This is a genomic window from Aliiglaciecola sp., assembly GCF_039982535.1.
Taxonomy (GTDB): domain Bacteria; phylum Pseudomonadota; class Gammaproteobacteria; order Enterobacterales; family Alteromonadaceae; genus Aliiglaciecola.
On record NZ_JBDWYG010000010.1, the window covers coordinates 1 to 26,017 of the forward strand.

29 protein-coding genes are annotated in these 26,017 nt (G+C 39.6%); 14 read left to right on the top strand and 15 right to left on the bottom strand.

The window, feature by feature from the left end; all coding sequences use genetic code 11:
- On the bottom strand, positions 1–246 hold a 246-nt coding region (locus tag ABJV04_RS01690; protein WP_348489376.1), incomplete at its 3' end, for a hypothetical protein.
- A 658-nt stretch (positions 247–904) separates the two neighbouring features.
- Positions 905–1,132, bottom strand: a complete 228-nt coding sequence (locus tag ABJV04_RS01695; RefSeq protein WP_348489377.1) for a hypothetical protein — start codon at positions 1,130–1,132, stop codon at positions 905–907.
- Between the two features lie 885 nt (positions 1,133–2,017).
- Here ABJV04_RS01695 and ABJV04_RS01700 point away from each other — a divergent pair.
- Positions 2,018–2,410 carry an STAS/SEC14 domain-containing protein gene (locus ABJV04_RS01700; protein WP_348489378.1) on the top strand — a complete coding sequence of 131 codons (393 nt, stop codon included), beginning with the start codon at positions 2,018–2,020 and terminating at the stop codon, positions 2,408–2,410.
- A 250-nt stretch (positions 2,411–2,660) separates the two neighbouring features.
- Complete coding sequence (locus ABJV04_RS01705) at positions 2,661–3,059, top strand: hypothetical protein (RefSeq protein WP_348489379.1); 399 nt, start codon at positions 2,661–2,663, stop codon at positions 3,057–3,059.
- 29 nt (positions 3,060–3,088) lie between these two features.
- On the opposite strand, the gene ABJV04_RS01710 is transcribed toward ABJV04_RS01705, so the two are convergent.
- From ABJV04_RS01710 to dapA, 4 genes are all read right to left on the bottom strand, one after another.
- Complete coding sequence (locus ABJV04_RS01710) at positions 3,089–3,703, bottom strand: flavin reductase family protein (RefSeq protein WP_348489380.1); 615 nt, start codon at positions 3,701–3,703, stop codon at positions 3,089–3,091.
- Positions 3,704–3,828: 125 nt separating this feature from the next.
- The gene (locus tag ABJV04_RS01715; RefSeq protein WP_348489381.1) at positions 3,829–4,932 is read right to left on the bottom strand and encodes a phosphoribosylaminoimidazolesuccinocarboxamide synthase; all 1,104 of its coding nucleotides are present in this window, start codon (positions 4,930–4,932) and stop codon (positions 3,829–3,831) included.
- A gap of 32 nt (positions 4,933–4,964) precedes the next feature.
- Entirely contained in the window at positions 4,965–6,071 is a 1,107-nt protein-coding gene (gene bamC, locus ABJV04_RS01720; protein WP_348489382.1) for an outer membrane protein assembly factor BamC, read from the bottom strand.
- A 22-nt stretch (positions 6,072–6,093) separates the two neighbouring features.
- The gene (gene dapA, locus ABJV04_RS01725; protein ID WP_348489383.1) at positions 6,094–6,981 is read right to left on the bottom strand and encodes a 4-hydroxy-tetrahydrodipicolinate synthase; all 888 of its coding nucleotides are present in this window, start codon (positions 6,979–6,981) and stop codon (positions 6,094–6,096) included.
- A gap of 230 nt (positions 6,982–7,211) precedes the next feature.
- Between dapA and ABJV04_RS01730 the strand changes: the two genes are divergently transcribed.
- Positions 7,212–7,739, top strand: coding sequence for an ACT domain-containing protein (locus tag ABJV04_RS01730; protein ID WP_348489384.1), 528 nt, complete (start codon positions 7,212–7,214; stop codon positions 7,737–7,739).
- A gap of 76 nt (positions 7,740–7,815) precedes the next feature.
- On the top strand, positions 7,816–8,283 hold the full coding sequence (gene bcp, locus ABJV04_RS01735) for a thioredoxin-dependent thiol peroxidase (RefSeq protein ID WP_348489385.1): 468 nt from the start codon (positions 7,816–7,818) through the stop codon (positions 8,281–8,283).
- 81 nt (positions 8,284–8,364) lie between these two features.
- On the opposite strand, the gene ABJV04_RS01740 is transcribed toward bcp, so the two are convergent.
- Positions 8,365–9,438, bottom strand: coding sequence for an AI-2E family transporter (locus ABJV04_RS01740; protein ID WP_348489386.1), 1,074 nt, complete (start codon positions 9,436–9,438; stop codon positions 8,365–8,367).
- A 296-nt stretch (positions 9,439–9,734) separates the two neighbouring features.
- Here ABJV04_RS01740 and ABJV04_RS01745 point away from each other — a divergent pair, with 296 nt between their 5' ends.
- Positions 9,735–11,219, top strand: a complete 1,485-nt coding sequence (locus ABJV04_RS01745) for a M48 family metalloprotease (protein WP_348489387.1) — start codon at positions 9,735–9,737, stop codon at positions 11,217–11,219.
- Here the strand turns inward: ABJV04_RS01745 and ABJV04_RS01750 are convergent.
- Complete coding sequence (locus tag ABJV04_RS01750) at positions 11,216–11,710, bottom strand: TlpA disulfide reductase family protein (RefSeq protein ID WP_348489388.1); 495 nt, start codon at positions 11,708–11,710, stop codon at positions 11,216–11,218. The genes ABJV04_RS01745 and ABJV04_RS01750 overlap by 4 nt on opposite strands.
- A gap of 134 nt (positions 11,711–11,844) precedes the next feature.
- Here ABJV04_RS01750 and arsC point away from each other — a divergent pair, with 134 nt between their 5' ends.
- Genes arsC through ABJV04_RS01765 form a run of 3 tightly spaced genes read left to right on the top strand, consistent with a single transcriptional unit; the run spans position 11,845 to position 13,207 of the window.
- Positions 11,845–12,198 carry an arsenate reductase (glutaredoxin) gene (arsC, locus tag ABJV04_RS01755; RefSeq protein WP_348489389.1) on the top strand — a complete coding sequence of 118 codons (354 nt, stop codon included), beginning with the start codon at positions 11,845–11,847 and terminating at the stop codon, positions 12,196–12,198.
- Positions 12,198–12,788, top strand: a complete 591-nt coding sequence (gene wrbA, locus ABJV04_RS01760; protein WP_348489390.1) for an NAD(P)H:quinone oxidoreductase — start codon at positions 12,198–12,200, stop codon at positions 12,786–12,788. The genes arsC and wrbA overlap by 1 nt, the downstream gene beginning before the upstream one ends.
- Entirely contained in the window at positions 12,785–13,207 is a 423-nt protein-coding gene (locus tag ABJV04_RS01765; RefSeq protein ID WP_348489391.1) for a DUF2069 domain-containing protein, read from the top strand. Before wrbA ends, ABJV04_RS01765 begins: the two co-directional genes overlap by 4 nt.
- A 75-nt stretch (positions 13,208–13,282) precedes the next feature.
- On the opposite strand, the gene hda is transcribed toward ABJV04_RS01765, so the two are convergent.
- Together hda and ABJV04_RS01775 are read right to left on the bottom strand one after the other, a co-directional pair.
- Positions 13,283–14,005, bottom strand: a complete 723-nt coding sequence (hda, locus tag ABJV04_RS01770; protein ID WP_348489392.1) for a DnaA regulatory inactivator Hda — start codon at positions 14,003–14,005, stop codon at positions 13,283–13,285.
- A gap of 1 nt (position 14,006) precedes the next feature.
- The gene (locus ABJV04_RS01775; protein WP_348489393.1) at positions 14,007–15,119 is read right to left on the bottom strand and encodes a DUF2066 domain-containing protein; all 1,113 of its coding nucleotides are present in this window, start codon (positions 15,117–15,119) and stop codon (positions 14,007–14,009) included.
- 244 nt (positions 15,120–15,363) lie between these two features.
- Between ABJV04_RS01775 and purM the strand changes: the two genes are divergently transcribed.
- The 4 genes from purM (at position 15,364) to fadE (ending at position 20,433) form a co-directional block, all read left to right on the top strand.
- The gene (purM, locus tag ABJV04_RS01780; protein ID WP_348489394.1) at positions 15,364–16,404 is read left to right on the top strand and encodes a phosphoribosylformylglycinamidine cyclo-ligase; all 1,041 of its coding nucleotides are present in this window, start codon (positions 15,364–15,366) and stop codon (positions 16,402–16,404) included.
- The gene (gene purN / locus ABJV04_RS01785) at positions 16,405–17,055 is read left to right on the top strand and encodes a phosphoribosylglycinamide formyltransferase (RefSeq protein WP_348489395.1); all 651 of its coding nucleotides are present in this window, start codon (positions 16,405–16,407) and stop codon (positions 17,053–17,055) included.
- Positions 17,056–17,098: 43 nt separating this feature from the next.
- Positions 17,099–17,755, top strand: coding sequence for a DUF3108 domain-containing protein (locus ABJV04_RS01790; RefSeq protein ID WP_348489450.1), 657 nt, complete (start codon positions 17,099–17,101; stop codon positions 17,753–17,755).
- 215 nt (positions 17,756–17,970) lie between these two features.
- Positions 17,971–20,433 carry an acyl-CoA dehydrogenase FadE gene (fadE, locus tag ABJV04_RS01795; protein WP_348489396.1) on the top strand — a complete coding sequence of 821 codons (2,463 nt, stop codon included), beginning with the start codon at positions 17,971–17,973 and terminating at the stop codon, positions 20,431–20,433.
- Positions 20,434–20,575: 142 nt separating this feature from the next.
- On the opposite strand, the gene ABJV04_RS01800 is transcribed toward fadE, so the two are convergent.
- The 3 genes from ABJV04_RS01800 to ABJV04_RS01810 form a co-directional block, all read right to left on the bottom strand.
- Positions 20,576–21,232: a hypothetical protein gene (locus ABJV04_RS01800; protein ID WP_348489397.1), complete on the bottom strand. Its 657-nt coding sequence runs from the start codon at positions 21,230–21,232 to the stop codon at positions 20,576–20,578.
- A 250-nt stretch (positions 21,233–21,482) separates the two neighbouring features.
- A complete protein-coding gene (gene add, locus ABJV04_RS01805; protein WP_348489398.1) occupies positions 21,483–22,496 on the bottom strand; it encodes an adenosine deaminase in 1,014 nt (337 codons plus the stop codon).
- 45 nt (positions 22,497–22,541) lie between these two features.
- Positions 22,542–23,180, bottom strand: a complete 639-nt coding sequence (locus ABJV04_RS01810) for a response regulator transcription factor (RefSeq protein ID WP_348489399.1) — start codon at positions 23,178–23,180, stop codon at positions 22,542–22,544.
- 197 nt (positions 23,181–23,377) lie between these two features.
- Between ABJV04_RS01810 and cmoA the strand changes: the two genes are divergently transcribed.
- On the top strand, positions 23,378–24,106 hold the full coding sequence (gene cmoA, locus ABJV04_RS01815) for a carboxy-S-adenosyl-L-methionine synthase CmoA (RefSeq protein WP_348489400.1): 729 nt from the start codon (positions 23,378–23,380) through the stop codon (positions 24,104–24,106).
- Positions 24,107–24,108: 2 nt separating this feature from the next.
- Positions 24,109–25,080, top strand: a complete 972-nt coding sequence (cmoB, locus tag ABJV04_RS01820) for a tRNA 5-methoxyuridine(34)/uridine 5-oxyacetic acid(34) synthase CmoB (RefSeq protein ID WP_348489401.1) — start codon at positions 24,109–24,111, stop codon at positions 25,078–25,080.
- 73 nt (positions 25,081–25,153) lie between these two features.
- Here the strand turns inward: cmoB and ABJV04_RS01825 are convergent, their stop codons facing one another.
- Both ABJV04_RS01825 and ABJV04_RS01830 read right to left on the bottom strand, forming a co-directional pair.
- Positions 25,154–25,555, bottom strand: a complete 402-nt coding sequence (locus ABJV04_RS01825) for a YkgJ family cysteine cluster protein (RefSeq protein WP_348489402.1) — start codon at positions 25,553–25,555, stop codon at positions 25,154–25,156.
- 76 nt (positions 25,556–25,631) lie between these two features.
- Complete coding sequence (locus tag ABJV04_RS01830) at positions 25,632–25,985, bottom strand: RidA family protein (protein WP_348489451.1); 354 nt, start codon at positions 25,983–25,985, stop codon at positions 25,632–25,634.
- Positions 25,986–26,017: the final 32 nt, after the last annotated feature.

Below are 26,017 nucleotides of genomic sequence, written 5' to 3' on the forward strand. Positions count from 1 at the left end.
CTCAGTTTTTGACGCCCAAAATAAACCAACACTGCAAAGAACTAGCCAAGGTACGACAGAAGTACCTAAACGCTCAATTAGATTACCAAGTGAGTACTTAAACTGAAACCATAAAGCAATGGCGGGAATAATTAAAAGACCACCAAACCAGAACAAGAAACCACCGACACCCAAGTAGTAAGCACATATAATTGTTAGCGATGAAAAGCCTAGATTAAGGCTATTATGCTTGAATTTTTCGCTCATACTTCCTTGCTGTATAACGCTCAACATATGGGGCGCAGACTTGCTGGCTATACTTGCGCGAAGCGCCAGCCAGTGAGTATGCGTCCCAGCGAGCGGAGCGAGTGAACATAATGTTTTTGTTAGGTTTCATTGTTTATTCGCGAGCCTTTTGTGCGCCTTTAACCAAGATGATGTATTGAAAAACCAAAACGAATAGAGGCACAAAGGAAACACCCCAAAGAATAATAACCATATTACAACTACATTAGGTCTTTGCAAATTTCCGGTTAATGGGACGGTAAAAGAATGAATAACACCCAGTACGAGTGGTATTGCTGTAAATAACAGAATCAATGTCCATGAAACTTTTTGGCCGGGTGGTAACGATGATTTTTTAATAAGAGATACGCGAACACGATCTACGGGAACGATAAAACAAGCAATAACAATAAAAATCAAAAAGATCGGATATACAAGGAAGTAAGCAAATACGGTCAAAAGTGATAGAAGTATTAGCCACTTTAAATATAAGACGAATGAATCAAATACCATTTCAATCCCTGAAACCTAACGCTTACAATAACGGGAAAAGCCGAGTGCTTTGGCACGAAGTGCCAGCGAGGATTTTTCCCAATGAGCGAAGCGAATGTGGTTGATTGTTTTGTTATAAAGCACGTTACTAAACCCCACCCATATATTTAGCAATACCCAATAATACTAAACCGAGAACAAGAGCATGCACTCTATAGTGTGACCAAGAAAACGAGCTTGTTTCCGTAGGTACAATTTTTAAATATGTACTGTCACTTTGATTTTGAAAAAAATCTACTGGTAAGAAATCAACAACGAACATAGCGATTGAGAAACCAATAAAAATAAAACCAACTATCAATAGAATCTTAATCACTTAACTTATCCATGTGCTTTATAACTTCCAAAACAACGGAAAACGCGAGCGTATTGGCGCAGCCAGCGAGTGCTTTTCCGATGCTTTTGTTTGTTATGAGGTGACAACATGCCAACCTCAAAAAGTCTATACATGTAATAACACCCTATTTGCTTTTTAAAAACAACCGGAATGTTGATTACAGTGATTTTAAAAGATGCACGCTGCTTGTTTAACAAAATGTGGTCGCAAGTTGTACCACACGATATAAACAACAATAATTACCGGTAAAGTTTTGAATGTTGCTGTTACGCTACCCTTGAATAATCTAAAAATGCTAAACAGCTACATTTAAAAAACGAATGAATTGCGATGGGTAAAAACCTAGAAAACTAGCCAATTTAGAATTAGTTTATACTGCCGAAACACTAATTCCTTTAAACCTCATAACAATATTCTTAGTAAGAAAAAATCCGTTTTATCGACGCGGAATATTTCCTTGTTTTCACGTTGTTCTTTTTTAACATAGGTTACAAGTGCCTGTACAGGTTAAAAATATAAGCAAAATAACTATTTGGTTTTGTTTGAAATGGGGAAATTTTCAGTAATATCGTTGTTATCAAGAAATATTCCGGGTTGGCTAAAATTATTACTAATGTTTCGCCTCTCTTTTTTAGAACTCTTTTTAACTGTTGTCCATTTCCTTGCCTACTTTTTGTTTCCTTTAATTAGTCTCTTTCACTGATACTAATTGGCAATATAGTTAACTCAAAAAGAGTATGTCTTAGTGTAAAAAAGAATCACTCTAGAACTTTCTGAAATTCAGAGCTTGTGCCATATTTAAAGTAGTTAGAAAGTTATATTTACACATTTAACGTTGGCTAAAAAACGGGAAAATCAAGTTAAATGAAAACGCCCCTAGGCTCTTATGAGTTTAAAGTTGAAGGCCGGATTGTCTATCAAACGTTTACAGGAATGTTTAGTGGCAAAACAGCTCGCACCTACTTACGTGAAACAAAACAGTTAATTACCCAGTTTGAAGGTAAAGCATTTTGTATGCTAATAGATATCAGAGAAATGGAGGGCCTAACTCCTGATGGTTACAACATGATTGATAATTTCAACCAATGGGTGAATACGCAGAATTTAGTGGCAAAAGCTATTGTGGTTTCGAATGATGTCGTTGGAAAGATTGTGTCTAGCAGAGTGCCGGAACTAAAAAAGCAGAATGTGAAGTACTTTGAAGATATCCAAACCGCCATTAAATGGGTTAACAACATCAATATTGAAAAAGGGTAAATGCCCTCTCTAACCTAAAAAAATCGAATTGTCTTATCGCTCTCATCAAACTAAACCGTTTTATTCTAATGCCCCTTCTCAGTTCCTTCACAAACCACGCAGTTTAAAATCTTTCGCTCTTATACTTTAGACTAAATTAGCACTATTTTTGTTTATTTTACCGTCAATTTAGCTATCCTAACTGTGTTAGAGCAATAATTTAACCGTTTGCAACCTAGGCAGTGCAAACTTAATCAAGAGGATAGTGATTATGAAAACGCCTTACGGTTCCTACAATTTGTCTATCGATGGTAATATTGCGCGCATGCGTTTTGTTGGCATGTTTAACGCAGCGACCACAGAGCTTTTCGTTAAGGAATTTAAAGTTCTGCTTGAACAATTTGGCGACAAACCCTTTTTAGTTTTGGGTGATTTGCTCGAATTAGAAGGGGCAACACCAGAAGCATATGCTATGATCAATGACTTTAATACTTGGGTTAACACGCGCAACATGGTAGCTAAAGCACTGCTTATAGAAAATAAAATCATCGCTCAAATCGCTAGACATAGAGTTGAATCGGTACGGTTTCAAAATATCCGCTATTTTAGTAACAACGATGAAGCTTTGGCGTGGTTTGAACAATTACAGAAGCAACAAATAGCCAGTTAACCAACATTTATTCCAAGCTTCTTTAGGTTCTATTTGGGTCTGGCTAAAGTAAATTTTTGTTGTTCACTAACTGAAAAATAATCAGCAGGACCTCCACCTCGCATAACCGGTTGATTCAGCGCGGTTTGGTATATCCCCTCAATAACTGCAGATTTTTCAATATGAACTGCAACCACCTCTCCTAACACTAGGTAGCTGTCGCTCTCTTGACCACTGGCGGTTTTTAACTGAACCACTTGCGATGTTTTACACTCCATAATAACTGGCGAATTAGCAACATGAGGGCATTTAACTTTTTGAGAGCCTCGCTTTTCTAAACCAGCGAGCTCGAACTCATCACTGTCAACCATTGCACTGGTCTGATTCATATTCTCGGCTAAATCTCTAGTCACTAAATTCCAACAAAACTCACCGTTTTGCTGAGCATTCCTGACGGAATCTTTAAAACCTATACTTGAAAAGCCGATAATTGGCGGAGTGTAATTAAATGCGTTGAAAAAACTATAGGGTGCGAGGTTGGCACTACCATCTTCATTTAAAGTTGAAATCCATCCTATTGGTCTTGGTGCGATAATAGAATTAAAGGGATCATGTTTTAAAGGGTGCCCATTTTTGGGTTCGTAAAAATGGTAGTTGTTCGCCATAACGACCTCTTAACAATGGTTCTATGCAGATTACAATTGTAAATATTTGAGCTTTCTTCTCACTTGCTTAATTTAGTTGGGGAAGTTTTGACGGACAACTAAATTGCCTATACGGATTGGCTGAATTAATCCACCAATCCGTATTTGTTTTGCAATACATCAATAATTTCTTGTTTAGGATTATCGCTAAGATGTATGGGTTTCCCAGTGATTTTTTCAGCTATATTAACGTAGGTTTGTGACAAATCCATCAGTGCCTGTTGGGGCAAAAGGTTATTTTGTGCTAACGCATCACGCTCTGGCATTCGGTCTTTGTTGAGCAATATGTCAGGCTCTGGAAAATACTGTAACAACATTTGCCTAAAGCCCTCTTTAGAGTTTTCAATCACCTTGCCATTTCGATATGCAGGGCCATCCCAAATACGCGATGAATCTGGCGTTCCTACTTCGTCCATGTAAATAAGTTTGTCTCGCCCTAGCCTATCCTTGACATAACCAAACTCAAATTTAGTATCTACGAATATTTGGTCAATAGCAGATAACGCTGACGATATGACATCAAAGCCTTGTTTTAGCAGCTTTTCATACAAATCAACATCATTAATCTGTTTAAAATTAAAACGAGTAAAGTGGTCAACAATAGATTGCCTAGTAATGTTGGCATCATCGGCTTCTTGCACACCTGGTATCCCTTTAAGCACACCTTTAGTTGACGGGGTGATGAGCAATTCGGCTAATTTACTGTCCCTTTCCAGGCCTTCAGGTAGTTTGATACCGCAAAAATCACGGTCGCCTTTACTGTATGCTCGCCACATAGACCCAGTAATGTACTGTCTTCCAATCGCTTCGATGAGCACTGGTTTGGCTTTTTGTACAATCCATACTAGAGGATGAGGTACATCGAGGATATGGCTATCAGCTAGACCTTGCTGTTTAAATAAATCAAACCAATGATTAGATATGGCATTTAACGCTGCACCTTTACCTGGTACTCCATCTAACCCGCCTTCTGCACGCCAAACACAATCAAAGGCTGATATACGATCGCTAATTACCATCACGGCCAAAGGAGTGTCTTCTGCAACATCATAATTGTGTTGCAGAATAAGTCGGCGACTGTCTTCTTCTGTTAACCAATATACCGAGCGAACTTTTCCACTATGAACAGGATCATGGGTTCGAATCGGTAAGTCATCATTTACCGCTAAAACCGCGTTGGCTAAACTCATGCTGCAAATTCCAATTAAGTACGTGTTGTCAATTAGATATCTAGGTTTTCTGTACCCATTGCTTCTTTGAAGTCTGGATACAAATCAGTCACTTTTTTCACCTCAAAAGGTTCGCTTTCTTCAGTTAGCAAAGTGAAAGAGGTTTTCGGTCCTTGTTTTTTAACTTGGATACGGTAGTCAGTTTTTTCTAACTCAAGTTGACTATCGCTTTTTGAAAATAAGTTATCCCACCAGGAACTCTCTGCTCCACCGTAATTAACGAACAATAGGCCCGTGGATTTATCTAAATCTTTTACATTAAAACCTAGTTTACGAAGCACAAGCAATAAACGAGGCCAAACCAAATCATATTCACCATCAACTACGTAAGCGGGATCACCATCGGCATTGAATCCCATCTCTAAGCCAAACCCGCTACGAATTTGGCGGATTCTTTTCACATCCTCCAAACGAACTTGCTTTTCATAGTGACTGATCACTTGGTTTAATATTTCTACTTCGTTACGACGAGATTGTTCAAGATTTAAATCGGCAATAACCTCTTCACCAACCGTCTCTAAATAATCACGAAGTACAACTTTCAGCTTAGCCGTTCGACCATGGGGTTTAATATCTAAATTAAACTCAAATCGACGACCGATGCTACGTTCAGTGGTTGTCCAATTAAACCAGCTATTGTTTTCATCTGGTTCAATGATCATCCAATCGGTTACAAGCACTTGCGCTTCTTTGTCAAACTCAACTACACCAATGTCTCTTTTATCCAAGAAACTGATCACCGAGTTCCAAATGGTCGTATCCAAAGGCTCTGAATCATCAATTTGATCAAACCAGACCGTTGCTTCTTTTAACCCTTCCTCAACATGTGAGCCAGATACTAAAGGTAGCACTAATGATGGTGATGTTACCGTTACTTTATCGCCGATGAGTTCTTTAGGTGCATTTTCACCTAGTTCGGGAATATCGTAATCATTTTTCAAATAAGGAGTGTCTACGTCACTGGGTACTTTATAAGGTACATTTTCTTCAGATTCCACGTAGTCATAATCACCATTGGCACGCTGCCTTTCTTCAAGGCTAGTACAACCGCTTAAAGCGCCTACACCTAGACATACTGCTAAAATTGTCAATCGAACCATGCTTGTTTCCTTTGTGTTTTTTCTAACCATTAATCGTAATGCCTGTTGCACGCATGACGTCTTCGATAACTTTTTTGGATTGGAGTTCCGGAAGAATTAACGGTAATCGTAAAAAAGCACTGTCAATTAAGCCCATTTTGTATAAAACCCACTTTGGCAATACTGGATTGGGTTCAATAAATAAAGCTTCGTGAAAGGCTGCTACAGATTGGTCAATACGTTTTGCCTCAGCAAAATCACCAGCCGCTGCCGATTCACACATTTTCGCCATTTCAGCCGGGACTATATTAGCCGTAACCGAAATCACACCGTGGCCACCATTGCATAAAAATTCGCAACTCGTTAAATCATCACCACTAAGTAATAAAAAGTCGTCTGGTACTAGGGCTTGGGTTTGTTTTAAACGCTCCATATCCCCAGTTGCATCTTTTAATCCAACAATATTTTTGTGCTTTGCTAATTCAGCAACCGTTTCTGGCAGCATGTCCGCTACGGTTCTGCCTGGTACGTTGTACAACAGAACAGGTAAATCTGTGGCATCCGCTATGGCTTCAAAATGGGCAACCATGCCTTTTTGCTGTGGTTTGTTGTAATAAGGCACCACACTTAAAAAGCCAGCAATTCCGGTATTCGCCAATTGTTTACTTAGGAAAATTGCTTCAGACGTTGAATTGGCTCCACTGCCAGCTATCACAGGGATTGCATTTTTGGCATATTCAACGGTCTTCTTCACCACTTCGATATGTTCTTCAAAGGGTAAAGTTGCTGATTCGCCGGTTGTGCCAACAGACACCAAACCATGGGTTCCATTTTCTACATGAAACTCAACAAGCTTTTTAAGTCCAACATAATCTACCTCCCCGTCTGGGTTCATCGGGGTCACAAGCGCTACAAAACTACCTTTAAACATGTTTTCTCCACAAAAATGAACGCCTAATGGTAATGATCAAGCCCGCTAAAAACAAGCAGATAATCAATAAAATAGTATTGCTCTAGTTAGTTTGCCAACAAGATTAACTGGCTTAGGTTTTATTGGCGTATTTTAGTTCCGAATAGACAAACTTAAATAGTTGTTTTTTATTAGTTTAAAAATTCCTTTATAATACCCTCATCGTTTTTACTTTGAATTAATTTTAATTAATGAAACAACAACTCATCGTTACCATTATGGGCGGCAACAATCTGGGAATTTTAAGTGAAATTTCTAACACTGTCAGCGCCACAGGTTGCAACATTTTGGACAGCCGACAAGCTATTTATGGCGAAGACTTTTCCCTCACCATGATTTTGGAAGGGTCGCAGTTAGAAATCACGAAAGCTGAACTTAAATTACCACAAACCTGCCAGAACCATGATCTACTGTCTATGATGAAGCGTACCAAACGCCATAGTAAGCAAAATTTGGAACACCTTATTGATGTACAAATAAGTGGTGACGATATACCTGGGGTTATTCACAAGGTATCAACTTTGTTAACCAGTTTCGATGCAGCTATTAGTGCTTTGCGGCAACACACTTTCACCGACCAAGATAGTCAAAAAGAGAAGATGAAAGTAAAGTTCGTTGCAAGTATGCCCCTTGAGGGAGATATGGCCGGACTCACCAGCCAGTTTAATGCATTACTCGATAGCTTAAATTTGTCAGGCAAAATCAGCGAAAATCATTAATTTAAGTAACCAGGCTAGCTGCCCATCTGCTGAAAAATTGTCAAACATAACTTAACCAATTAATTAGGATCTATACATGAATCAACTTCAAGCTGGCGATAAAGCGCCGCTGTTCACCCTACAAGACCAAAATGACAACGCCGTCTCATTAGCAGATTTTAAAGGCAAGAAAGTGCTAGTGTATTTTTATCCTAGAGCCTCCACGCCAGGCTGTACTGTGCAAGCTTGCGCTCTAAGAGACACTAAATCAGAACTGGATGAATTAAATGTTGTGATCCTTGGCATAAGCCCTGATACACCTAAAAAGCTCACCAACTTCACCAACAAGCAAGAGCTTAATTTCACCTTACTTGCTGACGAAGATCACGCTGTGTGTGAAGATTATGGGGTTTGGCAATTGAAGAAATTCATGGGTCGCGAAAATATGGGCGTTGTACGTACATCATTTCTAGTTGATGAAAGCGGCAACATCGAACACGTTTTCAACAAATTCAAAACCAAAGACCATCACCAGGTAGTTTTAGATTATTTAACTAACAAATAAATTTAGAGCTAGTGAAATAAAATAGGGAGCAAATTTATGCTCCCTTTTTTATTTAATAACCGTTTTTAATAGCTTTGTGGTTTAAAGGGTACTTTCCTGAGGAGGATGCACATTTGGTGACCAGGCGTTGATAACGGCTTTAACTAATGTAGCTAAGGGAATGGCGAAAAATACCCCCCAGAATCCCCATAGACCGCCAAAAAACAGCACAGCAACAATAATATATATGGGATGTAAGCTCACCGCCTCGGAAAACAATATGGGCACTAACACATTGCCATCTAACGCTTGAATAATAGCGTAGGCAACCATTAGATACCAAAAGTCCGAAGTAATCCCCCACTGAAACAGCGCCACAATGGCAATGGGTAAAGTGACAACGGCTGCACCTATATAGGGAATTAAAACTGAAAAGCCAACCAGCACTCCCAATAGCACTGCATAACGAAGATCCATCAGGGCAAAGGTAATTGAGGATACTGCACCCACAATAATTATTTCAATTACTTTACCGCGGATATAATTAGCAATTTGCAAGTTCATTTCTGAACTGACTTGTTTAATCAAGCGTCGTTCATTGGGCAAAATACGCATTAGATTATCAATCAATAAGTTCTTATCTTTAAGCATAAAAAACAGCATTAAAGGTACTAAAATGAGATAAATTAATATGGCACCTAAATCCGCTAGGGAACTAAAAGAGGCTGAGATAAGGGTTTCACCCACTTGAACAATCTTTTGATTGATCTCCTCCAATACATTTTGAATATGGTAAATTTGGATAAAATTTGGATACAAATCAGGCAAGGTCAATAACCACTCTTGTCCCTTATTCCAGATTTGTGGCGTTTCTTTAATCAAATTGACACTTTGTTGGGTAATAACCGGAACCAATCCAATAAAGGTCAAAATACACACTGCAATAAATGCCAATACAATAATAGTAGTGGCATACATACGGTTAATGCCTAACTTCATCAACTGCATTAATGGCCAATCGAGCAAATAGGCGATAACTGCTGCCACAATGACAGGCATCAGTATATCGCCCCAAATAGCGAATAATACGGATACAAAGATCAGTAGCATGAGTAGCATAAGAGAATCCGGATCCGAAAACTTACGCTTATACCAGCGATCTAACATCTCAAACATGTAATTTCCTGCCTATTTTTACTTCTGTGGGGGTTGTTTACTCAACACGACAATGGTCGTAAAGCAACTAGCTGCGAGGTTCGTTTTATAACTGCATAATAATTTACACTATCATTGCACGTTTAATAATTAAATTTAAATGAAATTAGAATATAAGATATCTGCTCTTATATGCTAAGTGTAATGATATATTACCGCTTGATTTACATAAAACTGACGTAAAAAACTGAACTTATTTGTGTTCAGCTGTTTCAAACAGGCGTATTAACCCATACATTTAGAGTGGATAGAGAAATTTGAGAGAAGTTAGTTTGAAAAATATGGCCAAAAGTCTTTTTGTAGCAGTAGCTTCTGCCCTATTCGCGTTTTCCTCAAGTTCAGTGATAGCGCAAGTTAGTGATCAGCACCAGCGCAACGCCTTACCAGAAATTGGTGTGGTAGCATCAGATGCCATTAGTATTGACAAAGAAATGCAAATTGGCGAAATACTGATGCGCCAACTTCGTGGTCAAGCACCACTTTTAAATGATCCTTTATTAGATGAATACCTGCAAGATTTAGGAAATCGATTAGTTGTACAAGCTGATAACGTTAAATTTCCGTTTAAGTTTTTTCTAATCAACAATGCCGATATTAATGCATTTGCGTTTTTTGGTGGTCACGTAGGTGTTCACACTGGCCTAATATTTAATTCAGACAATGAGAGTGAATTAGCCTCCGTACTTGCTCACGAAATTGCTCACGTTACTCAGCGTCACATTGCTCGCAAAATGCAGGCACAGCAAAAATCCACACCCTTACAGTTAGCTTCCATTTTCGGCAGTGTGTTATTGGCTATCGCTAACCCCGAAGCGGGTATGGCAGCCATGAGTGCCACCAACGCTGCAGCGCAACAAGCATCAATCAATTATACTCGCTCAAACGAGCGGGAAGCTGACCGTATAGGTATCCAGGTATTGGCTCAAAGTGGCTACGATCCCAATGCTGCGGCAAGCTTTTTCGGAAAATTAGCAGAAAAGTATCGTCTTCAATCTACGCCTTTTGCGTATTTGTTAACTCACCCTCTTCCACAATCACGTATTTCTGATGCTCGAAGTCGTGCAAGTTCTTATAATGTTAGACAAGTGCCCGTAAGGCTCAGTTTCCATTTGGCAAAAACTAGAATTATTGCCCGTTATTATGGCAACCCGAAAGACAATATAATCACCTTCAAAGATGTCATTGATAAACAAAAATATGTTTTCAAGCAGTCTGCTATGTATGGCTTGGCCCTATCCTATTTTGAAAATGAACAATACGCTGAAGCCCAAAGAATCGTTGATCAGTTAATAAAAAACGATCCTGATAATCTATTTTATCTCGATATCGCCACTGACTTAGCGATCGCACAAAAGAACTTCGAGCCGGCTATTGCCATGTTGTCAGAGCAAGCGAAACACACACCTCACAATAGTGTTATTGCATTAAATTTAGCCAACATACTAATTAAAAAAGGGGATATCAAAAAAGCCACAAGCCTATTAAAAGACTTTTTATTGGTTAACCCAAATAACCTGTTGGCCTTACAGTTACTTACCGATGCATATCTAGAAAACCGCCAAATGTTAGAAATGCATCAAAGTAAAGCTGAAGTATATGTTTTGGTCAGTGCCTATTCCAGAGCCATAGATGAGCTTCACAGCGCTTATAATTTTGCGGGTGATAGGCAGTTAGAAAAACAGCGTATTAGGGCTAGAATCGATCAGATTAGAGAACAAATTGATAAGATTAAATCTCTTTAAATCGACTGCTCACTTTGGCGTTGGCGCAACTGAATAATTATATTCTGTAAACTTGCGTTACTTTGCTCACCTTGCAGTTGTTTAATCAGCACACCGTCAGGACCAATGATAAAAGTAGTAGGCAATGATTTGGGTTTAGTAAATACCGCATTTTCCGGTAAACCAGAGATAACTGTAAATTCAATTTGATACTTTTGTTTTAACGCCATTAATTCAGGATCAGGTAAGTTATCAAAATTGACCGCTAACAATGCCACGTCTGTTTCAGTGCTGGCGAAGCGTTCAAACTCGTTTAACTCTGGGATCTCTTTTAAACAAGGCGCACACCACTCGGCAAAATAGTTTACAACTAAATACTGACCTTCAAAATCTTGCCACTGGTAACTTTCCCCATCCACAGTGGTAAAGTCAGATTTAAGACTCATTGATAGGTAAAACCCCGCAACCGCGGCTGCAAATCCAAAACTGATGAAGAGCAATTTTTTAAACATAAACTCTGCGTTTTCCTATCTAATTCACTGCTTTGATAATGAAATTAGCACAACAATCCAAATAACATTTGTTGCCACTGTGCATTACCCTTTAGAATACTGCAATTTAATTGGCAATGAAAAGTAAACTAATTATGCAAAACCTAACAATTTATCATAATCCGCGCTGTAGCAAGAGTCGTCAAACTTTAGAACTGCTAACCGGAAAAGGCCTACAGCCAGAAATTATTGAATACTTAAAAACGCCATTATCGGTGCCGCAAATTGAAGAACTTATGGCGCTGTTGAAAATTGACGATCCACGCAAAATGATGCGTTTAAAAGAAAAAGATTACACAGAGAATAATCTTGGTGAAGAAAATGTCACGGCATCTCAATTAATTACAGCAATGGCCACCTACCCCAAACTGATTGAGCGCCCAATTGTCGTAAACAACAAGCAAGCTAAAATTGGCCGTCCACCTGAATCTGTATTGGACATTTTATAGTGGGCCCAGTTTTAGTTTTGTACTACAGCTTACATGGTGCAACGCGAAACTTAGCTAACAAAATAGCCTTAGGTGCGCAGATGCAAGGGGCTGATGTGATCGTTCGCACTGTGCCTAAAGTATCTACAGGCATAGACTTTAGTCAGCAAGCGGTACCTGAGTCGGGGGACCCGTATGTAACGCTAGATGAACTGGCTAACTGCAGTGCGTTGGCACTAGGCAGCCCTACTCGATTCGGAAATATGAGTGGGGCCATGAAACACTTCTGGGACTCAACATCCTCACTATGGCTGTCTGCTAATTTGAACGCTAAGCCGGCTTGTGTGTTTACCTCTTCCAGTAGTATGCATGGTGGCCAAGAGTCGACCTTATTGACCATGATGATCCCGTTATTGCATCACGGAATGGTGATCTCTGGACTGCCTTATTCCGAACCTAAATTGCATACAACTCAAACCGGTGGTAGCCCTTACGGTGTGACTCATGTGAGTTTGCAAAACAAACCTGAATTAAGTCAAGACGAACAAGCTTTATGTATTGCCCAGGGAAAACGACTCGCTTCGTTAGCCCAAAAACTAGGACAAAAATGAAAATTCCAACCAGTATCTATCGAAAGTTAGCCTTAGTAAGTTACCTGTTATTGTTAGTATGGGTTCCCGTTTGGCATCTATTTCTGGCAACCCCAACAGGCAGAAGTGAGCAGTTCGAAATATTTTTAACGATTGCTTGGACTATTCCTTTGCTATTTCCCATGGCCGGTATTTTAAAAGGCAAACCTTATACCCATGCTTGGGCAAATTTTATTGTCATGTTTTATATTATTCACGGCCTCACCAGCTTTTATGCCGTAGCCGATGAGCGGTATTACGCGTTGATTGAAATAGTATTAAGTTTTGCCATGTTTATCGGTTGTAGCTTTTATGCTCGCCTGAGAGGCAAAGAATTGGGCCTTAGCATTCCTAAATTAAAAGATGAAATGGCTAAAGAAAAAGCCTCTTTTGAAAAGTAAGCTGTTAACTAAAAAGAGGTAATCTAGGTATTTTATAACAGTACAAGTTAAACGAAAATGAAATGAAAATAACGGCTAAAGATCGAGCACTTGTTTGATAAAAGGAATGCTAATTTTTCGTTTTTCTTGTATGCCTTGAAATTGCAGTTCATCAAGTGCTGCTACTAGACTATGCATGTCTCGTTTAGCATGACTGATCAAAAACTGTAATGATTCACGAGAAATACTAATTCCTCGCTGTTTTGCTTTAATATTTAATGCCTCACAGGCGTCTTGATCATCTAGAGGCGCTAAACTGAAACTAATTCCCCAAGCTAACCGCGAGACTAAATCAGCTAATTCAAATTGCAGTTGTTTAGGACCACGGTCACAGCTAACGACCAGCTTACATACTTGCGTTTCACGAATACGATTAATCAGATCAAACAGCGCTCTTTGCCAATCTTTGCTATGTTGAATGTGCTGAATGTTATCGATACAAAGCAGTTGGATATTTTCCATACCATCCAAAATCGTATGGGGATACCGCAGCGTTGCATCCAGAGCTAAATAAAAATGAGATTTCTGTTGTTGTGCAGCGTTGTGTGACATGGCCACTAATAAATGGCTTTTGCCCGTGCCAGCGCCGCCTGAAATATAGGTGAGAAAAGGTAACTCTGTTGATTCACTTTGTTCAACAAGTAATCCGCAATGTTGATAAATTAAAGAATTATCACCCACCACCAAAGAGTCGAATGTCTGTTCGTCGGGCAAATCAACATCTAAAGAGATTTGCTTTGGTAACTGATCGTCAACCAAATTAAGGTCTCCAAAAATAAGGTTTATTGACGTCAGACTGACTAAAATCGTCTCTTGGACTTTCAATTCTATTATCTAACCGGAAAGCTTCATCAAGATTTTCCTTAGCACCAAATAATTCTAACTCGAAAGTCGAAAAGCCACCTTGTTGTTCTACTAAGGTTACATCGATAACCACCGACAAATTATTCAAAAACTCTAACACGTCTGTGTAAGCCGTTAATGATGAAATATTACCAATAACTATCTGTGTTTTATTTTCCGTACCGTCACCAGCAACCGCTTCAATTGCATACTTTTCAGCTAATTCATCGGTTATCATATTAATGGCTTTTTCGACGGCTTGTTCTGGTGAGCTAGCTTCCACTTCTCCAGAATTAAATGCACCTCGACGGGTGATTAACCATTCAAGTACCCACACATTGAGTTTTTTAGGTGCTGATTGTAACGCCTCGTCAGCTTCTTCTAACAGCTCTGTAGTAGGTTGTTCATCTCGATAAAATAAACGTCCTGACATCACATATTCAGTGCCGTAGCGTTCACTTGCTTCAACTAAGTTCTGGGTGTAGCTAGACCAAACATCATACACACTTACTTGTTGAATATCGGTTAAGTCCATTATCGGAAACGCTATATCAATACCGCGAGCCTTGGCGGTTTGCTTGGCCACATCGATTAAGTTTTGATGGAGATTATCGGAGAATAGTTGTCGGGTCTCAGTATCTTTATCTTCCATTGCCAACCAAACCAGCGTTTGAGGGCGATGTTTACCCCAAATTGCAAATCCTGTGGAGCGCAGAACACTTTCGACTTTATTCACATCAAACTCAGCTTTATATACCAGACCTTCTGAGGAGGATTCGAAAGAATATGACAACAATATATTTTGTGCGTTATTTAAATATGCTTTGATTTCCTGATCAGCTAATAAACTCTGATCACCGCTAACTTTCACTAACACTTCAGCAAGGGCTTGTTTCACCGCTTTTTTCTGCGCAGTTGTAGATTGATCATCAACTACTACAGACGCGCTATATAGTCCTTCAACAACAGCCGCGTTCACCCCATTAAATTGGGCAATAATTAATAACGTTAAAAACAGCAGACAACGCATTAGTAAAAACACTCTTGAAAATTCAAAGCAGTATTGTCATGGATCTAAATAAAAATTTCATCATTTGTTTAAAGGATGTTTACCATTAACGTATGTTTTTCAAGCAATTTGGCCGTTTTTATTGGTCAAAATAATCTACTTCGTTAACAAAGTTTGTTACCTTGCTAGAAAATACCTTGATTTACAGTACCTTTTCTTTTGCCATACTGATAAAATCCGCAAAAATTTTTTACTGAGGAATATTGTGAGCGATTCTAATCCATCTCTGAGTTATAAAGACGCAGGCGTCGATATTGATGCAGGAAACCAACTGGTAGAACGAATCAAGTCAGTGACCAAAAAAACTCACCGTCCAGAAGTGAAAGGCGGCTTGGGAGGTTTCGGTGCATTGTGCTCTATTCCTCAAAAGTATCGTTCACCTCTATTAGTCTCTGGTACCGATGGAGTGGGTACAAAATTGAGACTGGCGATGGATCTTAAACGCCACTTTGGAATTGGTATCGATTTAGTTGCAATGTGCGTAAACGATTTAATCGTTCAAGGTGCCGAACCTTTATTTTTCTTAGACTATTACGCCACAGGTAAGCTTGATGTTGATACGGCTACCGAAGTGGTTAGCGGTATTGGTGCAGGTTGTGAATTATCTGGCTGCGCTTTAATTGGTGGCGAAACGGCTGAAATGCCTGGCATGTACCACGGTAACGATTACGATGTTGCTGGTTTCTGTGTTGGCGTAGTAGAAGCTGATGAAGTTATTGATGGAAGTCAGGTTGCGCCTGGGGATGCAATTATTGCCCTAGCCTCTTCAGGTCCTCATTCAAATGGCTACTCTCTAGTACGGAAAGTACTAGAAGTAAGCGGTACAGATCCTGAAACCCCATTCGAAGATAGCACTATCGCTGATCACCTATTAGAGCCAACCCGCATCTATGTAAAATCGGTTCTAGCCTTATTGGAAAAACATAAAGTCCACGCCATTTCTCATATCACTGGCGGTGGCTTCTGGGAAAATATTCCTCGAGTGTTACCCGATAACGCGAAAGCGGTTGTAAATCGCAATAGTTGGACACGACCAGCGATTTTTGATTGGCTTCAAGAAAAAGGCAATATTACAGAACACGAAATGTTCCGAACTTTTAACTGTGGTGTGGGTCTGATGATTGTATTACCACAAGCAGAAGCTGATGCAGCGGTAAATTATCTAAATGAACTAGGCGAAAATGCTTGGGTATTAGGTGAAATAGCCCAGTGCGGTGAAGAACAAGAACAAGTTGAGATTATTTAATTGAGTGGTTCAGTGAAATCAATTGTTGTTTTAGTTTCCGGTAATGGCTCTAATTTACAGGCCATTATCGACTATTTTAGTGACAAAGCTGATATAGCTAAAGTAACCGCAGTTATTTCAAATGAACCAACTGCATTTGGCTTACAACGTGCAAAAGACGCCGGAATAGACGCCCTTTGCGTGAATCACCGTGAGTTTGATAGCCGTAGTGAGTATGACCAAGCCTTAAAAGCTGAAATCGACAAATACTCACCTGATTTAGTGGTACTGGCTGGTTTTATGCGTATTTTGACCGAACAGTTTGTAAGTAGCTTTAGCGGTAAGATGGTTAACATCCACCCCTCATTGTTACCCAAATATAAAGGTTTAAATACCCATCAAAAAGCCATTGATGCAAAAGACGCGGAACATGGCGCTTCGGTGCACTTTGTAACACCAGAACTTGATGGTGGCCCAGTGATTATTCAATCCAAAGTCCCCGTTTTTGAGCATGATAGTGCCGCTGAATTAGCCCAAAGAGTACAGCAACAAGAGCGAAATATTTATCCACTTGTTGTAGACTGGTTTTGTAAGCAGCGATTAATGATGATCAACAATAAGGCAGTATTAGATGGACAGGAACTTCCACAAAACGGATATGCGACTGATTAAATGCTTGTTAAGCGGAATACTATTATTCTGCCTCAACCTTGGTGTGAGCTTGCACGCTGCTGAATTAACTGAGTTCGATGCCCATTACAAAGCGTTTCGTTATGGCAAGGAGCTGGGAACAGCTGAGCTAAAACTTGAATCCCTTGGTCGTGAACGCTTTCGTTTATCTTATCAATCTAAAGTATCCATGTTCTTTTTATCAGATAAACGCAGTGAAGTGAGTTTGTTTAGCTATACTAACGACAAAATTGTTCCTTTTAAATATAATTATGAGCGCACAGGTTTTGGTTCAGACAAAAGCTTAGTCGCGCAATTTGATCGCCAAAAAAATGCTATCAAAATAAATAACGAGTCGAGCTTGCATTGGAAAAATGAGTTCGACAACCAACTTTATCGTTTGGACATCCAGTTACAACTGGCTGAAGGTAAAAAAGACCTACAGTACAACCTTTTAAACTATCGAGGAGAGTTAAGACAATATAACTTAGTGGTCATGTCTACTGAACAATTGTCTCTTCCCTACGGCATGTTAGAAGGTGTTAAAGTTAAAATAGTTCGTCCCAACTCTACCCGTGAAACCTATGCGTGGTTTGCCCCATCACTTAACTATCAATTAGTCAGATTGAAACAGTTTAAGGATGGAGAGGAGCAAGGCGATATACAACTTTCCGCATTCTCCTCAGGTTCATCAACTAACTAACATCCAATTTACTCAAAATAGCGTAATAATAATTTGTATTAATTTAACTATTTTTAAAATGTTAGATCTCGCTCAAAGAAAACATCTAAATAGCAATTTAGGCTTGAAAACAGCGCTAATATAGCCATGCTTATAATTAGCTATAAGATGAATGCATTTGATCTCCGTCAAAAACAGGCATATTTTTACTTCTTAGTCAGAAAAAGGTCTTTTGAATGAATATTATATTGTGGTTAGTCACCGTAATTGGTGCGGTAGGCGTTGTCAGTTTTCTCAGACTGAAATTATTAAACGCCTGTGTAATCGTTGGCCTAGTATTACTACTTGGGACGACATTTGGGTATGTAGGTTTCTTTACTTGGTTAGTGTTTTTAGCGATTGCGATTCCATTGAATATGGAGTCCGTAAGAAAACAATACATGACCCAGCCAATGCTAGATATGTATCGTAAAATTATGCCGGAAATGTCGACAACTGAAAAAGAAGCCATCGATGCTGGTACAGTTTGGTGGGACGGTGAAATTTTCAGTGGTAACCCTGATTGGCAGAAATTGCATGCCATTCCAAAAGCAGTGTTAAGCCCTGAAGAACAGGCATTTCTAGATGGGCCTGTAGAAGAAGCCTGTCGCATGGTGGATGACTGGGAAGTGCATCATACTCGTGCTGACTTATCGCCTGAAACTTGGCAATTTCTGAAAGATAATAAATTCTTTGCCATGATCATTAAAAAGAAATATGGCGGCTTAGAATTTTCAGCTTACGCACAATCAAGAGTTTTACAAAAATTATCTGGATGTAACGCAGTTTTAGCAACAACAGTGGGTGTTCCCAACTCATTAGGTCCAGGTGAATTGCTGCAACACTATGGCACTACAGAACAACAAGATCATTACTTACCGCGCTTGGCAACGGGTGAAGAAATCCCTTGTTTTGCTTTAACAGGTAGAGAAGCCGGTTCAGATGCAGGTGCAATTCCAGATACTGGTGTTGTCTGCAAAGGTACGTGGGAAGGTGAAGAGATCATTGGTATGAAACTGACCTTTGATAAACGCTACATTACCCTAGCACCTGTTGCCACTGTGATTGGTTTAGCCTTTAAAATGACTGACCCTGAGGGTTTGTTAGGTGGTGAAGCAGATTTAGGTATTACTTGCGCGTTAATTCCACGTGATACTAAAGGTTTGGAGATTGGAAACCGTCACTTCCCTTTAAATGTGCCTTTCCAAAATGGCCCGTTAAAAGGAACCGATATCTTTGTTCCACTGGATTACATTATTGGTGGTGCTGAAATGGCTGGTCAAGGCTGGCGTATGCTGGTTGAATGTTTGTCGGTAGGACGCTGTATTACCCTGCCCTCAACCGCAGCCGGTGGCACTAAAACAATGGCCCTCGCCACAGGCGCTTATGCTCGCATTCGTCGTCAATTTAAAATGCCTGTGGGTAAAATGGAAGGTATTGAAGAAATGTTAGGCCGTATTGGCTCTAACGCTTACATGATGGACGCTGTTACCAGTCTATCCACCAAAGGTGTGGATTTAGGTGAGAAACCTTCGGTTATCTCAGCTATCTGTAAATATCACCTAACAGAAAAAATACGCTCAGTGGTTAACGACGCCATGGATGTGCATGGCGGTAAAGGCATAATGCTCGGTCCAAATAATTATTTAGGTAGAGCTTATCAAGGCACACCAATTTCAATTACCGTTGAAGGTGCAAACATCTTAACCCGTAATATGATGATTTATGGTCAAGGTGCGATACGTTGCCACCCATTTGTATTGAAAGAAATGTACGCAGCAGGCAAAGAAGATGAAAATGAGGCCCTAGCAGAATTTGACCAAGCGGTATTTGGTCACATTGGTTTTGCAATGAGCAACTTCTTTAGAAGTGGATGGTATTCACTGACGTGTGCAATTACTGCGGACTCCCCTTTCGACGATGAAACCAGTACATACTACAAAGCGATGAAGCGTTATAGTGCCAATATGGCATTGCTATCTGATGTGGCAATGGGTGTGCTTGGTGGTGAGTTGAAACGCAAAGAAAGACTTTCTGCTCGCTTGGGTGACATTTTAAGTTACCTTTATTTAGGCTCTGCTACTCTTAAAAAATACGATGACCAAGGCCGCCAAAAAGATGATCTTGTACTGGTCCATCGTGCGATGCAGGATTGCCTATATTCGTTGGAAACCGCTATTGATGAGTTATTGCATAACTTCCCAAATAAAGCACTAGGCTACTTCCTAAGGGCTGTCATTATGCCGTTTGGTAAAAGCTTCACCAAACCTGGCGATGAACTCGATCATAAAATCGCCACCTTGCTGCAAACGCCAGGGGAAACTCGTAATCGTTTAGGTGAAGGACAATATCTAGGACGCGACGAAGGTAACCCTATGGGTACATTGGAGCAAATTTTAGATGACATTTTGGCCGCTGAGCCCCTTTACGATAAAGTCTGCAAAGCTGCCGAACAACGCTTCCCTTTCACCCAGTTAGATGAAGTGGGTAAAAAAGGCTTAGAGCTTGGTGTTTTGACTGAAGAAGAGTCAGAATTAATGGCTCGAGCAGAACAAGGTAGATTAGATACCATTAACGTTGACGACTTTGCTCCAGAAGAGTTAATGGCAGATAAAACCTTACTCAAACCTAAGCGAAAAAGCCGTGCTAAGGCAAGTTAGCTTAAAACCTAAGCCCTTTTAACAAATTAAAAATCCCACTTTTAAAGTGGGATTTTTTTTGTCTGATATTGAACCTGAGTATTGCGCAATTTGCTAGTTGGTTAACTAAGGGGTTATCAGTAAATAGCCCCCTGAGCTTCATTTAATAGCGAGAGCCGTGTTTTAACACACAACCTATAGGCACAACTTTCGATTCGATTACGGTTAATTGGGTAAAGTCTATTTTGCTTATTTGATCTTGCTCCAATACCTTAGAAATTTCAAAATAGGCCGAACTATATGGCTCATTTTCTGGGCGCAGTTCTAGATAAGGATATTGCCGATATAACCAATCCCCGTTTAGATAGGTTTGAATTTCCGCCCCAGGGTTATCAATAATAAAACGGTACTTGCCATTTGGTTTCAATTCCAATTCAACTTTTACTTCACAGCCATCACTCATCTCTAGTTGATAGGTATGCGCCAAGTCTTGTTTAAACACTCCTGTTTGGGCATTTTTTTCTTTAGGAAAGATAAATATAGCAAGGGAGTTTTTTGTGTACCAATGGTTGCCTTTGGTTAAGCCTTGAACATTAACAACAGGTATACCAAGAGCATCAAATGTGTTTTCTGCCCGTATTAAGGTTTGCGCATCATCCAATAACAATGAATACAAAATGGTATTTTCAGTAATTGTGGTGGGAAAATCGAATTGGTTAAATTCGACCTCAAAATCCTGCAAAGATAAGGCTTGGTCAAGGTCGAGGGTTTGTTGGTTATCTAAATACTTGGCGTAGATATACACTTTGGGTTGGGACACACAGCCACTGGTTACTAACCCCATAAAAGCGAGAATAATTGAGCATAAAAAAAACCTTATGGCAGGATAAAAATTATTGTTAATCAAATCCCTGCTCTCATAATCAACTCGCATTTAACCTACTGACATTAATCGTCTATTATTTCACTAGTTGGCACATAAACTTGTTTAAAAAATAATGCTGAAGTGCAGTTAAGATGTCTTTTTACGTTTAAAGGCCTAAGTTAAGGGATCCGAATCAGCGTCTTGTTTAGAGGGTTTGGGCTAACTGTGCTTTGCTGTCAATTAGCGCTTTTTTGTCGTCTGCACTTAAAAACGCAGCTTTAACGCCATTAAGCTGAATAGTTTTTAGTTGCTGCTCTGAAATACCTAGTACCTCGTTAGCCACTTTATACTCATGGGCAATATCAATATTAGAGACTGCAGGATCATCAGTGTTCAAGGTAACTAACACTTGGTGTTGTAAAAAAGTCGCCAAAGGGTGTTTTTTTAGGTTTTTTACCGTTGCCGTTTGATAATTCGAGGTTGGGCAGGACTCAATCGCTATTTTATTATCAACCATGTATGCCAACAACTTTTCATCTTGAACCGCTGTAACACCATGTCCTATGCGGCTAGCGCCTAGTTTATAAATCGCATTCCAAATGCTTTGTGGACCATCGGCTTCTCCGGCATGTACGGTAATATGCCAGTCTGCATCCCTGGCTTTAACAAAGTGATCGGTGAATAGCTCCGCGGGGTAACCCAACTCATCGCCAGCTAGATCTAAGCCGACAATCTCATCTTGATAGTTGAGTAATGCGTTAAGCTCTTGCATACACACATCGGCACCAAAGGTGCGACTTAAAATACCAATTAAGTTCGCTTTTACCTTAAAATCTTTTTCACCGGCTCTGACCCCATCGATAACAGCAGCAATCAAATCAGTCATATTTAAATCATGGGATTGCGCCATATAATATGGCGAAAAGCGCAGCTCTACGTAATCTAGACGGCTATTTTTAGCGTCTCGCATATTTTCATAGGCTACTTTATAACAAGCGTCGTAATCAGCTAATACCGAAACACCCACATCAAGTTTGGTTAAAAACGCCAGTAAATCACTGGTTTTATCGTGAATTTGCGTAAGTTGCTCAACATCTTGCAAGGACTTGGCTGGTAAGGCTATATGATGTTTTTGCGCAAGCTCCCAAATAACATGGGGTTGAATATTTCCGTCTAAGTGACGATGTAAATCTACTAATGGAAGCGTGTAATCTATCATCGTATTGACCTTGAAAAATGACCTATCTTCGAATTTACGTAATATTTAGATATTTGACTGCAATTTTTCAACTAACAATACAGCTTGGGTTCTTGTATTAACCTTTAGTTTTTTAAATATTGCACTAGTATGCGCTTTAACTGTTGCTTCAGTAACGTCCATATCATAAGCAATTTGTTTGTTTAGCAAACCTTCTTGCAAATAGTTCAATACCTGAAACTGCTTAGGGGTTAACTCAGCCACTTTTAAAGCAATTTCTTGCTGTTCACTTGAAATGCTATCGATTTGGCTTTTTAATTCCTCGGGCACCCAAGTCCCGCCATTTAGCACCGTATCTATTGCTTCTGCAATGGATGAAATGGCGGCAGATTTTGAAACAAATCCTTTGGCACCATAACCGATGGCTTGAGAAATCACCTTAGGATGATCGCTAGCAGAAATAACAATGACTGGGACATCTGGGAAATCGCCACACACCCGAATAACACCGTAAAAATTCTCACAACCCGGCATGCTTAAATCAAGCAAGATAATATCTATATCGGCACAAGTTTCTATTGAATCTAATGTTGTTTGGAGTGCATCTGATTCAACAAATGCCACTTCTTTATATAATGGACTCAAAGCACCTTTTAATGCTTCTCTGAATAACGGATGATCGTCCGCTATTAGAAATTTAGGCATGAAACTTCCCTTTTATCGTATTTATTAATTTATCGTCAAAAGCTGTCTTAGACTTTAGTCTATATTTACTCAAGTTTAAACTAAGTTTTTAAACTTGTATTCATAATTTCAACCGTTTGAGCTTAATTTGCTAACACTGATCGCCACAGGTAGAATTGCCAAAATTTTTCTTTAATCGTGTTTGTGAGTTAAAAACGATGAACCAAAAAGACGCGATATACTCGCAACCTAAGTCTAAAGTTAACGACTTTTGTTTTGACGAGGCAGTTGCCCAAGTATTTCCAGACATGATCCAACGCTCTGTGCCGGGTTATAGTACGATAATTGATAATATCGGCTTAATTGCCAATCGTTTTGCCCAGCAAGACAGCAACCTGTACGATTTAGGTTGCTCCTTAGGTGCGGCAAGTTTAGCCATGCGTCGCAGCGTTAAGCAGCCCAATTGTGAGATTATTGCCGTTGATAACTCCCAGGCGATGGTAGATAAATGTTTGTTGCATTTAAACGCCTTCAAATCAGATATTCCAACCAAGGTGTATTGTAATGACATTCTTGATATTGAAATCGAAAATGCCTCTGTGGTTGTGCTTAATTTCACCATGCAGTTCATTCCCCCACCTCAGCGGGATATGCTGATTGAAAAAATCTATTCGGGTATGAAACCTGGTGGTGTGCTGGTGTTGTCAGAAAAAATTCGCCATGAAAACTGTTTGGCCAATGAGCTGGTAATAGATCTGCACCATGAATTTAAACGAAATAATGGATACAGCGAATTGGAAATTAGCCAAAAACGTTCAGCCATTGAAAACGTGATGTTAATCGACTCATTAGAAACACATAAAACCAGATTAGATAAAGCTGGTTTTAAAAATTTCGTAATGTGGTTTTGTTGTTTCAACTTTACTTCAATGTTGGTGGTTAAATAAAAATGGCTCATCAATGGTTTAAAGAATTTTATAGTCTCATTGCTCAATCGCCATTAAGCGAGTGGCTTGATGTCCTCCCGGGTCAAATTTCAGCATGGGAAAAGCAACAGTTACACGGTGATTATGCAAAATGGCAAAAACTGCTGAGCAAACTGCCTAAAACTGAGGTTTCTACAATCAATTTAAAATCTGCAGTTAAAATTGGTACTGCAGAGGATATTGATGAATATACTAAGCGGCAAATAACAGGTTTATTGAAACAATTTAAACCTTGGCGCAAAGGGCCGTTTTATATCCATGATATTTTCATTGATACGGAATGGCGTTCAGATTGGAAATGGGATCGTGTTTTACCGCATATCGAGCCATTAAAAGACCGAACCGTTTTAGATATCGGTTGTGGTAGTGGATACCATATGTGGCGGATGTTAGGAGAGGATGCAAAATTTGTAGTAGGCATAGATCCAACCCAATTGTTTCTAATGCAATTCCAAACTATCAAGCATTTTGTTCCAAACCCCAACATTCATTTGTTGCCCATTGGCGTTGAGCAACTGCCAAACTTAAAGGCCTTTGATACTGTTTTCTCTATGGGCGTGTTATACCACAGACGTAGCCCCATTGATTTTTTACAACAGCTTAAACAACAGCTTCGACCGGGTGGACAACTGGTCCTTGAAACCTTAGTGGTTGAAGGTGATGAACACACGGTTCTAATGGCCGGTGAGCGCTACGCACAAATGCGGAATGTGTGGTTTTTACCCAGTACTAAAGCCCTAACGGTGTGGTTAGAGCGGGTTGGTTTTAAAGATGTCAAAGTGGTTGATGTTGGCCCTACAAGTTTGCAAGAACAGCGTAAAACAGAATGGATGGATAGTCAGTCATTAGCGGACTTTCTAGACCCAGATGATCACACTAAAACCATTGAAGGTTACCCTGCCCCTATCCGTGCCGTGCTAACCGCAACAATTTAATAATGTGTGCTAAGTAGTATCTACTAGGTTAACCACTATAGGGGTGGTTAACGAGGCCTTTAGTATATTAAATTTAAGAATAGTCTGAGGGGCGACTATCTTTCATTAATATATCAAGGGCTTTTTGGGCACTTTTTTGATCCGTTACATCCTTTATTTCAATCATTTCACATTCATCCCTGATCATTTCAGAAATAAGGCTGGGATAATGACGGCAATCTTCTGGTCTATTTTCATAGATGCTGCAAATGTATTTTTTAGGGGAAAGTGGATTTTGTTGGGGTTCAACTTCTAAAAATGGACAGGTTTTTAATCTGACACCTGACTTTGGATCAAACCATATTTGATTATGTTTCACAAAATCAAAAATTTCAGGGTTAAATAACTCCCACATATCTATTTCTTCTTTAGAAGCACTCAGGTCCCCACCACCGTACTTAATACAGCACTTCCCACATTGATTACAATCTTTCATGGTTCACTAATTTTTAATCCAAGATAGCACTAGAGTGTAGCAAATACGGTGAATTTGGGGCTGGTTAAATAGACGGTTAGCTTATCTCTGCTGCCACCACTGAAATTTCCACTAATAGTGCTTCACGAGCCATTTTAGCCGCCACACAAGCTCTTGCTGGAGCGTGCCCTTCAGGCACCCATGCATCCCACACTGCGTTCATAGCGGCGAAGTAGCTCATGTCTTTAACGTAAATAGTTGCCGAGAGAAGGTGGTGTTTGTCACTACCTGCTTTTTGTAAAAGCTCGTCGACTTTTTCCAGCATAGTAGTCGTTTGTACGGTAATATCTTTTTCAGCGTCTTTACAGACTTGTCCACACAGGTAAATGGTACCATTATGTTTAACAATTCGACTCATTCTGGCGCTGGTTTCAATTCTTTCTATCATTATTTTAGGATCTGCTAAGTTGAAGTGCGGCGGAG

Bases quoted from the DNA above. Each gene is read 5' to 3' on its own strand.
- dapA (WP_348489383.1), bottom strand. From the start codon at position 6,981: ATGTTTAAAGGTAGTTTTGTAGCGCTTGTGACCCCGATGAACCCAGAC.
- cmoA (WP_348489400.1), top strand. From the start codon at position 23,378: ATGAACCAAAAAGACGCGATATACTCGCAACCTAAGTCTAAAGTTAAC.
- ABJV04_RS01715 (WP_348489381.1), bottom strand. From the start codon at position 4,932: ATGAGTTTAGCCAACGCGGTTTTAGCGGTAAATGATGACTTACCGATT.
- ABJV04_RS01765 (WP_348489391.1), top strand. From the start codon at position 12,785: ATGAAAATTCCAACCAGTATCTATCGAAAGTTAGCCTTAGTAAGTTAC.
- ABJV04_RS01810 (WP_348489399.1), bottom strand. From the start codon at position 23,180: ATGCCTAAATTTCTAATAGCGGACGATCATCCGTTATTCAGAGAAGCA.
- ABJV04_RS01710 (WP_348489380.1), bottom strand. From the start codon at position 3,703: ATGGCGAACAACTACCATTTTTACGAACCCAAAAATGGGCACCCTTTA.
- bamC (WP_348489382.1), bottom strand. From the start codon at position 6,071: ATGGTTCGATTGACAATTTTAGCAGTATGTCTAGGTGTAGGCGCTTTA.
- fadE (WP_348489396.1), top strand. From the start codon at position 17,971: ATGAATATTATATTGTGGTTAGTCACCGTAATTGGTGCGGTAGGCGTT.
- ABJV04_RS01825 (WP_348489402.1), bottom strand. From the start codon at position 25,555: ATGAAAGATTGTAATCAATGTGGGAAGTGCTGTATTAAGTACGGTGGT.
- cmoB (WP_348489401.1), top strand. From the start codon at position 24,109: ATGGCTCATCAATGGTTTAAAGAATTTTATAGTCTCATTGCTCAATCG.
- bcp (WP_348489385.1), top strand. From the start codon at position 7,816: ATGAATCAACTTCAAGCTGGCGATAAAGCGCCGCTGTTCACCCTACAA.
- ABJV04_RS01730 (WP_348489384.1), top strand. From the start codon at position 7,212: ATGAAACAACAACTCATCGTTACCATTATGGGCGGCAACAATCTGGGA.
- add (WP_348489398.1), bottom strand. From the start codon at position 22,496: ATGATAGATTACACGCTTCCATTAGTAGATTTACATCGTCACTTAGAC.
- ABJV04_RS01775 (WP_348489393.1), bottom strand. From the start codon at position 15,119: ATGCGTTGTCTGCTGTTTTTAACGTTATTAATTATTGCCCAATTTAAT.
- ABJV04_RS01700 (WP_348489378.1), top strand. From the start codon at position 2,018: ATGAAAACGCCCCTAGGCTCTTATGAGTTTAAAGTTGAAGGCCGGATT.
- ABJV04_RS01750 (WP_348489388.1), bottom strand. From the start codon at position 11,710: ATGTTTAAAAAATTGCTCTTCATCAGTTTTGGATTTGCAGCCGCGGTT.
- ABJV04_RS01740 (WP_348489386.1), bottom strand. From the start codon at position 9,438: ATGTTTGAGATGTTAGATCGCTGGTATAAGCGTAAGTTTTCGGATCCG.
- arsC (WP_348489389.1), top strand. From the start codon at position 11,845: ATGCAAAACCTAACAATTTATCATAATCCGCGCTGTAGCAAGAGTCGT.
- ABJV04_RS01705 (WP_348489379.1), top strand. From the start codon at position 2,661: ATGAAAACGCCTTACGGTTCCTACAATTTGTCTATCGATGGTAATATT.